Here is an 8,940-nt window from a genome sequence, read left to right on the forward strand (position 1 = left end):
CAGTGTGCACCGCACCCCTGACGCTCCGCGTATTCTCGGCTGGCCACCGAGCCAGGAGGACGCGGTATGGGCCGGACGTTCGGCATGGACATCGTGGTCAACGACGTCCCGGTGAGGGACCTCGTACTGACCTGGGATCTGATCCCGACGGTCCGCTCTCGTCGCCGCGGTGAGCCTCTGCGCGTCGAGTCGCCGGCCGACGGCTGGGGCGTCGATGTGCCTGGCGTTCTCGGCCTCATCGAGGCGATCGAGCGCACGGGCGGGGGCATAGGCCAGCTACGCGAGGTGCTGCTCGGCAGCATCGACAAGCTCGTGCCGCACGGCTGCTGCCCGGACTGCGAGGAGGCTCTGCCCAGCTACAAGCAGGCGCTCGCTGCGTACGCGGAAGCGGCGGAGCGGATGGTCGAGCGGCAGGCGTCGGTTACCCCGGAGACGCATCCGTTTGTCGTCACGCGTAGTTCGGCGATCCACCTGTGGAACTGTCCGTCCTCGCCGAGCGAGGACCTGGTCCATCCAGGCGACACCCTTGCTGAGTGGACCCACGGCAAGGTGATCGACGGGTTCCTGGTGCCAGTGCGGTCATACGACTGGGAGCCGACGAACGAGGTCCGGCGGATGACCGGCGAGGAGCTGGCCGACTGGATCCGGTCGGTGCGTGGTCCGCAGGGTGGCCTGAACTATCGGCGCTGTAAGCGATGTCAGCCCGCATTGCCGGTCGCGTACACGTCGTCCGCTGGCGACGTGTACCTCAACGACTGACCCGCACTCAGAAGGTACGTGAGTGTGACTCCGGAATATCCATTGCCAACCGTGGACGTCGGCCGTACCTTGAAATGGCAAGGCCAACCGGACCAGACCAAGGAGTTCCCCGTGTCGCAGTACGCCTCCACCGAAACCACGCGGTTCATGCCGCGCGGCGGTGTCGTGCTGCCCTCGATCGGGCGAGCCCACGACCTCTGCGCGAGCGAGCAGAACTGGAAGCCGGGGTGGCGGCGCGAATAGCGCCAGCGCAAGCTGCGAAGCCGCCCACCCCGCCAGGGATAGGGCGGCTTTTTCGTAACCCGAACAACTTCATAGGGGCGTAGCTCAACTGGTAGAGCGCCGGTCTCCAAAACCGAAGGTTGCAGGTTCAAGCCCTGTCGCCCCTGCTTTTCGTCCCGACTGCGGTCGGCGGCGTTGTTGATTCTCAATTCCACAGTGGATGGCATAGAAAGACCCCCGGCCGGTGCCTTCACGGGCCGGCCGGGGGGCAGCACCTCCGGGACGAGGGAGACGGCTGACCCGCTCGCTTTGGGAGCGAGAGACACGGGGTTCGACACCCCGGTCCCGGACCATGGGGTTGTAGCTCAACTGGCAGAGCAGCGGTCCGGCAGGCCGCAGGTTAGGGGTTCGAGTCCCCTCTTCTCCACGTACCGATGCCCTCCTGGCGTAACTGGTAGCGCACGGGAGTGAAGTCCCCGAGGACTCCGTTCGAGTCGGGGGGAGGGCACGTTGGCGGGGATCGCGGGCGCGCGACCACGATTCCCGCCGGCTCCACGGGCCGTTGGAGCAAGCTGGCAGCTCGCCTGGTTCTCAGCCAGGAGGTTACGGGTTCGAGCCCCGTACGGCCTACGCACATGCCCTGCGGTCGTGGTGAACTCGGCGGACACGTCGGTCTTCCAAACCGAAGCAGCGGGTTCGATGCCCGCCGGCCGCTCTCGTTCCGGGATGCTCTGCTGGCCGGGCGCCCCGACTTTGGATCGGGAGGACGCAGGTTCGATTCCTGCTCCCGGAGCTCAACGTTCAGGTGAGTGAACGGCGCGGCTGGATTGCCCCGGTGGCCCAATGGAAGAGGCGGCCCGTTCAAGGCGGGCGAGTTGGGGGTTCGACTCCCTCCCGGGGCACGCACCAACCCTGCACGGGCAGCGCTCGTGGATATCCTCCGCAGCAGGGGGACCAAACATGACCAGTACCAACAGCCCGCAAGACCGATTCGCGGCTTTCGTCCGTTCTGCTGTCGACGCCGCCACCTTCGAGAACGACTGCTCCATCAAGGACCTGGTGAAGGGTCACATCGGCCGCTCGACTGTCTTCCGATGGCTCGCCGGCGACTGGCAGGATTACCCCGAACTGGCGAAGGTGAGGGACTTCTGTACGGCTACTGGCGCTGACTACGACCAGGCCATGGCAGCACTACGCGGGATGGCGCCGCAGCCGCCGAGAAGTCGACCCCAGCCCACGACGCCGGAACAGCCGGCGGTGCGGCAAGCCCCGGGCCGCTGCGGCTGCCATCACTGCACCGCTGGCAAGCCCCGAGCACCCGAGCGCCTCACCGTGATCGACACCAACCGCATCGCGATGCTGACCGAGTCGGTACGTCGGGCGCTTCCGCCGAAGTTCCACCGCCCGCACTGGGACGGGGTGCGCCGGAAGTGGAAGTGTCGAGTCTGCCCGCGGGCCACCTGGCCATGCCCCGTCGCCCAAGCCCACGGTGACGAGGTCGGCATCTCAATCACCTAGAAAACTCGCCGTCGTAGCTCAGTTGGTAGAGCAGCGCCATGGTAGGGCGCAGGCCGCCGGTTCGACCCCGGCCGACGGCTCCACGCGGACGTAGCGCAGTTGGCAGCGCGGCTGGTGACCGCCACCATGCCCATGATGGTAGTCATGAGCAGAGACACCACCACCGTCGGAAACCGCACGGAGGGCATCGTCCTGGCCGCCTTGATGCAGGCGGGCAAGTCAGTGCTTCTGCCCTTCGGTGGTGGGCACGCTTACGACCTGGCCGTAGACGACGGCGGCACGCTAATCCGCGTGCAATGCAAGACAGCATTCTTCAAGGCCGGCAGCATCGTCTTCAACGCCCGCAGCGTCAACGCGGCGAGCCGGGCGAACATGCCCTACCAGGGGCGCGCCGACGTATTCGGCGTCTACTCGGCGCACACGGGCAAGGTCTACCTGGTCCCGGTAGCTGAGATCGGAACGGCGCAGGGATATCTCCGGGTTGACCCCGTGCGCAACGGTCAGTCCGTCGGCATCCGGTGGGCAGCCGACTACGAACTTGCGGCAGTAGCTCAGTAGGTAGAGCGCGACGTTGCCAACGTCGAGGTGGCGGGTTCGATCCCCGTCTGCCGCTCGCACACCATCAGACACGACCATGGAAGGAGGGCCCGGTGGACGCCGTTCTCGTCCTCAACGCCGACCTGGGACCGCTGCACCGGGTCCCGATCAAACACGCGATCCGGATGCTCATGCGCCAGGTCGCCGAGATCCACGAAGCCGAGCCGGACCGACACCTCGGCATCTTCCCGATGCCTCGCGTGCTCCGGCTTGTCCGGTACGTCGTCACCCGGTGGCGCTACACCCACGGGCCCGCCTGGAGCAAGGGCGGCGTCCTGCGCCGCGACGGCCACCGGTGCGGCTACTGCCCCGCGCCGGCGACCACGGTCGACCACATCCTTCCCCGCTCCCGCGGCGGGCGGAACACGTGGCAGAACACGATCAGCGCGTGCTACGCGTGCAACCAGCGCAAGGCGAACCTCGCCCCCGCCGAGGCGGGGATGCAGCTGCTCCGGCAGCCGACGGTTCCCTCCTGGTCGAGCATGATGCAGCGCTGATCCCGGCCGGCGGGACCGCGGCCCGCCGGCCACCCTTCCCGGGTCGTCTAGTCGGCAAGACGCCGCACTCTGGATGCGGAGAGCTGGGTTCGAATCCTGGCCCGGGAGCGCAGATGCCCTCGTAGCCCAACGGTAGAGGCCCGACGTTGAGGACGTCGCCAGTGCGCGTTCGACTCGCGCCGAGGGCACCACGCCGGCGAGCCCCGGCGGGCGCACCGGCCTTGTAAGCCGGTCGTCGCGGGTTCGACACCCGCCGCCGGCTCCACCCGCTCGGATGGGCCGCTCGCGGGCCGGGGCGCCAGGAAGAAGGCAGGGATGTCGCGCCCCTGCCGGCGATCCGTCGGTGAAACGACGGCGCCGGCCCGGCACGCGAGAGACCCACCGAGCCTCACGCCAGCGCAGCACGACAGGCGGTGCACCGGCTTCGTAACCCGGAGGTAGGGCGTTCGAGTCGCCCCGCTGGCTCCCTTGCCGACGTAGCTCAGGTGGTCAGAGCGCTCCGCTCATAACGGAGAGGCCCCCGGTTCGAGCCCGGGCGTCGGCACGCAACACATGCCCGGGTAGCCCAACGGCAGGAGGCACCCCGTTCAGGGCGGGGACAGTGCGCGTTCGAATCGCGCTCCGGGTACGCATGGGGTCGTAGCTCAGTTGGTAGAGCGCTGCTTTCGCAATGCAGAGGCCGGCGGTTCGACTCCGCCCGATTCCACGTCCCTCGCCCTGTCTCCGGCTGTACGGGGAGCGAACGAGGACCAGGTGCCGACCGTGATGCTCGCGACGCGAGCGGCGGCGCCGTAAATCAGCCGGTCCAGTCGGCGTGGCCTAGCGGCTAAGGCACCTCGTTGTCAGCGAGGGGAGCGCGGGTTCGAGTCCCGTCGTCGGCGCGCAAGATCATGGAGGGGTGGCATGAGCGGTCTATGGCGCTGCCCTGCTAAGGCAGTACGGGGGCAACCTCGTCCCGGGTTCGAATCCCGGTCCCTCCGCCAGGTCGTCGTAGCTCAGCAGGTTGGAGCGCTTCCCTGATAAGGAAGAGGTCGGCGGTTCGATCCCGCCCGGCGACACCATGCCCCCGTGGCTCAGCGGATAGAGCACTGGATTACGGATCCAGAGGTCGCGCGTTCGAATCGCGCCGGGGGTGCGTATCGGGATGTGGCGCAGTCGGTAGCGCGCCGGTCTGGGGGACCGGAGGTCGTCGGTTCGAGCCCGGCCATCCCGACCAACGGGCTGTAGCGCAGTTTGGTAGCGTGCCGCGTTCGGGACGCGGAGGTCGTCGGTTCGAATCCGGCCAGCCCGACTCATGGTGAGGCCACCCGATAGGTGACGGGCGCCGCCTCGAAAGCGGACAGGGTCGCAAGGCCTTGGGGGTTCGACTCCCTCCCTCACCGCCATGCGCCGCTAGCTGAGTGGCTTAGCACCGGACTCTTAATCCGGGGAGCGGAGTTCGATCCTCCGGCGGCGTACCAACTTGCCCCGCTAGCTCAGCGGATAGAGCACCGCTCTCCTAAAGCGGGTGTCGCTGGTTCGAGCCCAGCGCGGGGCTCAGCACGATGCCGCCGGCGCCTGATGGCCGGGCTCCGGACTTTTAATCCGGACTGCGGGGGTTCGATTCCCTTCGGCGGCACTTGCGGGGTAGAGGAGTTCGGTCGTCCTCGCCGGCCTCATAAGCCGGAAATCGCGGGTTCGAATCCCGCCCCCGCTCCCGCCGCGGTAGCTCAGCGGGAGAGCAACGCCTCGACAAGGCGTAGGCCGCTGGTTCGATCCCAGCTCGCGGCACGCAGACGCGCGTTCGGTTATGGGTAGGCCCCTAGCCTTTCAAGCTGGTGAAGCGGGTTCGAGTCCCGCACGCGCGACCATTCCGGCGTCGCCCAATCGGTAGGGCAGCGGACTGTTAATCCGTACAGGTGCTGGTTCGAGTCCAGCCGTCGGAGCCATGGAGAAGCCGGCGGTTGCGGGAACGCCGTTGGAAGCGGCGTAGGGGCGCGTGAGCGTCCCTCGTGGGTTCGAATCCCACCTTCTCCGCCATGCCCATGCCCGTGTAGCTCAGCGGAACGAGCGCTCCGTTCACACCGGAGAGGGCCCGGGTTCGATCCCCGGCGCGGGTACTGGCCCTTGGGCCGAAGTTGTGGCTGAAGCTCTGTGGCCGAGCGCCCGGTTGTGGTCCGGGAGGTCGCGGGTTCGAATCCCGCCAGTCACCCCAAGTCGGTGCGCCACCGATGGCGAGGTGGGGCGGTCTGTAAAGCCGTTGCGTTCAGCGCTCAGGGGGTTCGAGTCCCTCCATCGACACCATGCCCGCGTAGCTCAGGGGATAGAGCACCAGCTTCCGGAGCTGGGTGTCGGGGGTTCGATTCCCTCCGCGGGCGCTCCAGCTTGGTCGTGTGCCCGAGTGGCCAGGGAGCGGTCTGCAAAACCGCGTACGCCGGTTCGATTCCGGTCACGGCCTCGACTGCCATCCACTGCGGATAGCGAGCGGGATGCTACTCCGATAGGGGAGCCGATAGGCTATCCACCTGCGGTTTTGCATTTCTCGAACAGTTGCCGCGAGCGGCCCGGAAATGGGGTTGGACGCGGACGCAGTTCGACTGCTAACGTCACCCGTGCATCCTTCCGGTGCGCCGACTGCGGTTACTTCTCTTCTGCTGAAAAACACCGCCGTCAACTTGACCACCGGGGGGCATAATTTCACAGCGTGTACCGGGCCGGTGCGCAGATTGCGGATACTTCTTCAACGGATAATCCTTAGGTCGCAGGTTCAAATCCTGTCGCCAGCCCGGCTGGCGTAGCTCAGAGACAGAGCAAAGGAACAGAAAAACGCCGCCGTCGCCTTGACCACCGGCCCGGTACACCTGTCGAAGATGCTCCCCCGCAACCAGGGGTTGAGCCCATGTCGAAGTTCAACGCGACCCGCATCCGCCCGGCCGTCACCTCGCCGGTCACCACGACCGCGCCGGCAACCAACGCCCACGGCCGCCCGGGACACGTCCGCGACGAGCGCTCCGAGCTGTTCCTCCTCGGCGTCGCGCTGCGCGACGTCAGCAAGGACACCTTCTACGAGTGCGCCGACGCCCGCGTCGACCGGTTCCGCGTCCTCGTCGGTGGCCTGGCCATGAGTGACCCGGCCTGGCTGACCGACTTCCTGCGCTGGCTGCGCGGCGACGGGAACCTGCGTACCGCGCCGCTCGTCGCCGCGGCCGAGTTCACCGCCGCGCGTCGCGGCATGCCGGACCCTGACCAGCTCGTCGCCACCGTGGTCGACGCGGTCCTCCAGCGCGCCGACGAGCCGGGCGAGCTGGTCGGCTACTGGACCAGCCGGTACGGCAAGGCCATGCCAAAGGGCATGAAGAAGGGCATCGCGCGGGCCGTGATCCGGCTCTACGACGAGTACAGCCTGTCGAAGTACGACCGAGTGGGGCTCGGCTTCCGCTTCGCGCACATCCTCGACCTGATCCACCCCGACCGGAAGACGTACGCCGACGTGCTCGAACCGCCGGCCGACCTCGACGGCCCGCCGGACATCTGGCTCGCCAGCGCCACCGAGCGGAAGCGGGCGCTGTTCGACTACGCCCACGCCGAGGCTCGCGGCCGGCAGACGGAGATCCCGGCCGAGCTGACCATGCTGCGCGCCCGGGCGGAGCTGACCGCGCTGCCGGTCGCCGAGCGGCGCGCGGTCCTCACCGGACCGGGCGGCGTCGGCCGACTCCGCGCGGCCGGTATGACCTGGGAGGCCGTCGCGGGCTGGCTGCACGGTCCGATGGACGCCGCCGCCTGGGCGGCCGTCATCCCGATCATGGGCTACGGGGCGCTGCTGAAGAACCTGCGGAACTTCGATGACGCGGGCGTGCCGGATGAGGTCGCCGAGCGGGTCGCCGCGCGGCTGGCCGACCCGGAGCGGGTGGCGAAGTCGCGGCTTTTCCCGTTCAACTTCTACGGTGCTCACAAGGCGGTCGGGTCGCTGCGCTGGGGCGCCGCGCTGGAGAGGGCGCTCCAGGCGTCGCTGGCCAACGTGCCGGCGCTGCCCGGCCGGACCCTCGTCGTGGTCGACCAGTCGCCGTCGATGTTCCCGGGCTACTCGTTCTCGTCGAAGCAGCAGCACCAGCACATCACCAACGCGGACCTGGCGAAGCTGTTCGGGTCCGCGGTGGCGCTGCGCGCGGCCGACGCGACGATGGCCGGGTACGGCAACACCTCGTACCGGGTGGACTTCCGCAAGGGCGATGCGCTGCTGCGGGTCATGGAGCGGTTCCACTCGGTCGACGGAACGGACACGTTCGGAGCCGTCGCGGCGCACTTCAAGGGCCACGACCGGGTGCTCATCGTTACCGACGAGCAGTACAACAGCGGCCGGTACAGCTCGGTCGACCAGGTCGTGCCGAAGAGCGTGCCGGTCTACACCTGGAACATCGGGGGCTACCGGGTCGGCGCGAATGCGTCGGGCACCGGCACCCGCCACACGGTGGGTGGGCTGACTGACCACGCGTTCCGACTCGTATCTCTCCTGGAGGCCGGCCGGAACGCGGCCTGGCCGTGGCTGGTCGAGTCGGCCGGATAAGCGCTGCTGCACGCAGAACGATGGCCCCCGCACCGGAGTTGGTGCGGGGGCCATCGGGTTTCAGCGCGCTTATGTGCCCTTCCCGCCGGTTCCTGCCGTGGCCAGGTAGCCGGCGCCGCCCTTACTGGACCTGGCGGTGGAGGCGGTCGAGCGTGAGGAACATGGCGAGCGTCAGGCTCGCCGAGTTGCCGATGTCGGGGACGTAGCTTCCTCCGAACCCCACCCCGATCGAGATGACCAGGAAGAGCAGGGTGCGCAGCGGGATCACCCGTCCCGAGCGGCCGACCTGCGGCTCCGACTGCTGCGTCACTCCTGCATGACGTACTCTGCTCATGCGTTGACCCTTTCCGCCCCGAGGCGATAGGTGTTGCGCGGAGGCGGGTACCTGGGGTAGGAGCCAGGTGCCCGCCACTTTTTGTGTCGGGTCGGTCGACCGCGGCACGTCGTCCGGCGCCTCTAACTGGGTCCACGCGATCAGTTCGATCTGCGGCCCCGTGGATCCGGACACTGGCACTGTAGTGCGCCACCATGACCGATGTGCGGGGTGGATCCCAAGCTTGACCCGGTGTTGCCAGCCGAGCCGGGGACCAGACCCGCCGTGGAGACCGCGGCGCGTGCCGGGTCAAGGGTGGCCGATACCGCTCGGGGGCGTCCAGGATTTGCCGTTTTCGCCACCGGGGCAGTCGCTGATCAGGAGTTATGCGCTCGGATTGGTTGGTCTGCCGGCATCGCCTAAACGTTGCTTTAGGAGCTACTGCACGGTAAGTCGACGGTCGGCGGTAGGCCGAGGTGGTGGGGTGTGGC

7 protein-coding genes and 35 tRNA genes are annotated in these 8,940 nt (G+C 68.1%); 41 read left to right on the forward strand and 1 reads right to left on the reverse strand.

Translation table 11 applies throughout. The annotated features are described in order from the left end of the window. Positions 1-66: 66 nt before the first annotated feature. The 41 genes from ACLQ2W_RS05485 to ACLQ2W_RS05685 all read left to right on the forward strand — a co-directional run bounded on the left by ACLQ2W_RS05485 (position 67) and on the right by ACLQ2W_RS05685 (position 8,136). Entirely contained in the window at positions 67-759 is a 693-nt protein-coding gene (locus ACLQ2W_RS05485; RefSeq protein WP_425785473.1) for a hypothetical protein, read from the forward strand. A gap of 111 nt (positions 760-870) precedes the next feature. Beyond that, on the forward strand, positions 871-1,002 hold the full coding sequence (locus ACLQ2W_RS05490) for a hypothetical protein (RefSeq protein WP_354968761.1): 132 nt from the start codon (positions 871-873) through the stop codon (positions 1,000-1,002). 73 nt (positions 1,003-1,075) lie between these two features. After that, positions 1,076-1,148, forward strand: a tRNA-Trp gene (locus ACLQ2W_RS05495). A 110-nt stretch (positions 1,149-1,258) separates the two neighbouring features. Next, positions 1,259-1,334, forward strand: a tRNA-Pro gene (locus ACLQ2W_RS05500). A 203-nt stretch (positions 1,335-1,537) separates the two neighbouring features. Further along, positions 1,538-1,611: transfer RNA gene (locus tag ACLQ2W_RS05505), tRNA-Glu, on the forward strand. A 12-nt stretch (positions 1,612-1,623) separates the two neighbouring features. After that, positions 1,624-1,696, forward strand: a tRNA-Gly gene (locus ACLQ2W_RS05510). A gap of 5 nt (positions 1,697-1,701) precedes the next feature. Beyond that, positions 1,702-1,774 (forward strand) — tRNA-Gln (locus tag ACLQ2W_RS05515). A gap of 36 nt (positions 1,775-1,810) precedes the next feature. After that, positions 1,811-1,883 (forward strand) — tRNA-Leu (locus ACLQ2W_RS05520). Positions 1,884-1,941: 58 nt separating this feature from the next. Beyond that, positions 1,942-2,499, forward strand: a complete 558-nt coding sequence (locus tag ACLQ2W_RS05525) for a hypothetical protein (protein WP_425785474.1) — start codon at positions 1,942-1,944, stop codon at positions 2,497-2,499. Between the two features lie 7 nt (positions 2,500-2,506). Further along, positions 2,507-2,582: transfer RNA gene (locus ACLQ2W_RS05530), tRNA-Thr, on the forward strand. A gap of 61 nt (positions 2,583-2,643) precedes the next feature. After that, complete coding sequence (locus ACLQ2W_RS05535) at positions 2,644-3,057, forward strand: group I intron-associated PD-(D/E)XK endonuclease (RefSeq protein WP_425785475.1); 414 nt, start codon at positions 2,644-2,646, stop codon at positions 3,055-3,057. Then, positions 3,040-3,112, forward strand: a tRNA-Gly gene (locus ACLQ2W_RS05540). The genes ACLQ2W_RS05535 and ACLQ2W_RS05540 overlap by 18 nt, the downstream gene beginning before the upstream one ends. Before the next feature lie 37 nt (positions 3,113-3,149). Beyond that, positions 3,150-3,593, forward strand: coding sequence for an HNH endonuclease (locus tag ACLQ2W_RS05545; protein ID WP_425785476.1), 444 nt, complete (start codon positions 3,150-3,152; stop codon positions 3,591-3,593). Between the two features lie 36 nt (positions 3,594-3,629). Continuing rightward, a tRNA-Gln gene (locus ACLQ2W_RS05550) sits at positions 3,630-3,701 on the forward strand. 7 nt (positions 3,702-3,708) lie between these two features. Further along, positions 3,709-3,784, forward strand: a tRNA-Leu gene (locus ACLQ2W_RS05555). Position 3,785: 1 nt separating this feature from the next. Next, positions 3,786-3,858: transfer RNA gene (locus tag ACLQ2W_RS05560), tRNA-Thr, on the forward strand. Positions 3,859-3,985: 127 nt separating this feature from the next. Next, a tRNA-Thr gene (locus ACLQ2W_RS05565) sits at positions 3,986-4,058 on the forward strand. Between the two features lie 5 nt (positions 4,059-4,063). Next, positions 4,064-4,137, forward strand: a tRNA-Met gene (locus ACLQ2W_RS05570). A gap of 10 nt (positions 4,138-4,147) precedes the next feature. Further along, a tRNA-Leu gene (locus ACLQ2W_RS05575) sits at positions 4,148-4,221 on the forward strand. Between the two features lie 5 nt (positions 4,222-4,226). Then, positions 4,227-4,299 (forward strand) — tRNA-Ala (locus tag ACLQ2W_RS05580). A 102-nt stretch (positions 4,300-4,401) separates the two neighbouring features. Next, positions 4,402-4,474: transfer RNA gene (locus tag ACLQ2W_RS05585), tRNA-Asp, on the forward strand. 11 nt (positions 4,475-4,485) lie between these two features. Further along, a tRNA-Ser gene (locus tag ACLQ2W_RS05590) sits at positions 4,486-4,576 on the forward strand. A gap of 1 nt (position 4,577) precedes the next feature. Continuing rightward, positions 4,578-4,654, forward strand: a tRNA-Ile gene (locus tag ACLQ2W_RS05595). 1 nt (position 4,655) lies between these two features. Next, a tRNA-Arg gene (locus ACLQ2W_RS05600) sits at positions 4,656-4,728 on the forward strand. A 5-nt stretch (positions 4,729-4,733) separates the two neighbouring features. Next, a tRNA-Pro gene (locus tag ACLQ2W_RS05605) sits at positions 4,734-4,809 on the forward strand. A gap of 1 nt (position 4,810) precedes the next feature. Beyond that, positions 4,811-4,884: transfer RNA gene (locus ACLQ2W_RS05610), tRNA-Pro, on the forward strand. Between the two features lie 5 nt (positions 4,885-4,889). After that, a tRNA-Ser gene (locus tag ACLQ2W_RS05615) sits at positions 4,890-4,978 on the forward strand. 1 nt (position 4,979) lies between these two features. Further along, positions 4,980-5,053: transfer RNA gene (locus ACLQ2W_RS05620), tRNA-Lys, on the forward strand. Positions 5,054-5,057: 4 nt separating this feature from the next. After that, positions 5,058-5,130, forward strand: a tRNA-Arg gene (locus ACLQ2W_RS05625). A 9-nt stretch (positions 5,131-5,139) separates the two neighbouring features. Next, positions 5,140-5,211, forward strand: a tRNA-Lys gene (locus tag ACLQ2W_RS05630). Positions 5,212-5,213: 2 nt separating this feature from the next. After that, positions 5,214-5,289, forward strand: a tRNA-Met gene (locus ACLQ2W_RS05635). Between the two features lie 2 nt (positions 5,290-5,291). Continuing rightward, positions 5,292-5,363: transfer RNA gene (locus ACLQ2W_RS05640), tRNA-Val, on the forward strand. 6 nt (positions 5,364-5,369) lie between these two features. Next, positions 5,370-5,443: transfer RNA gene (locus ACLQ2W_RS05645), tRNA-Glu, on the forward strand. 1 nt (position 5,444) lies between these two features. After that, positions 5,445-5,521 (forward strand) — tRNA-Asn (locus ACLQ2W_RS05650). Between the two features lies 1 nt (position 5,522). Then, positions 5,523-5,612 (forward strand) — tRNA-Ser (locus ACLQ2W_RS05655). A gap of 7 nt (positions 5,613-5,619) precedes the next feature. After that, a tRNA-Val gene (locus ACLQ2W_RS05660) sits at positions 5,620-5,692 on the forward strand. Between the two features lie 20 nt (positions 5,693-5,712). Next, positions 5,713-5,787, forward strand: a tRNA-His gene (locus ACLQ2W_RS05665). 1 nt (position 5,788) lies between these two features. After that, a tRNA-Tyr gene (locus ACLQ2W_RS05670) sits at positions 5,789-5,876 on the forward strand. Between the two features lies 1 nt (position 5,877). Then, a tRNA-Arg gene (locus ACLQ2W_RS05675) sits at positions 5,878-5,950 on the forward strand. 9 nt (positions 5,951-5,959) lie between these two features. Continuing rightward, positions 5,960-6,030: transfer RNA gene (locus ACLQ2W_RS05680), tRNA-Cys, on the forward strand. 441 nt (positions 6,031-6,471) lie between these two features. Next, positions 6,472-8,136, forward strand: coding sequence for a TROVE domain-containing protein (locus ACLQ2W_RS05685; protein WP_425785477.1), 1,665 nt, complete (start codon positions 6,472-6,474; stop codon positions 8,134-8,136). 121 nt (positions 8,137-8,257) lie between these two features. Here ACLQ2W_RS05685 and ACLQ2W_RS05690 read toward each other — a convergent pair whose 3' ends face one another. After that, complete coding sequence (locus ACLQ2W_RS05690) at positions 8,258-8,446, reverse strand: hypothetical protein (RefSeq protein WP_425785478.1); 189 nt, start codon at positions 8,444-8,446, stop codon at positions 8,258-8,260. Positions 8,447-8,940: the final 494 nt, after the last annotated feature.

This window comes from Micromonospora sp. DT227, assembly GCF_049841835.1.
In the GTDB taxonomy this organism is placed as follows: domain Bacteria; phylum Actinomycetota; class Actinomycetes; order Mycobacteriales; family Micromonosporaceae; genus Micromonospora.

Excerpts from the sequence above, each read along its gene's own strand:
- ACLQ2W_RS05485 (WP_425785473.1), top strand. The coding sequence starts at position 67 with ATGGGCCGGACGTTCGGCATGGACATCGTGGTCAACGACGTCCCGGTG.
- ACLQ2W_RS05525 (WP_425785474.1), top strand. The coding sequence starts at position 1,942 with ATGACCAGTACCAACAGCCCGCAAGACCGATTCGCGGCTTTCGTCCGT.
- ACLQ2W_RS05535 (WP_425785475.1), top strand. The coding sequence starts at position 2,644 with ATGAGCAGAGACACCACCACCGTCGGAAACCGCACGGAGGGCATCGTC.
- ACLQ2W_RS05685 (WP_425785477.1), top strand. The coding sequence starts at position 6,472 with ATGTCGAAGTTCAACGCGACCCGCATCCGCCCGGCCGTCACCTCGCCG.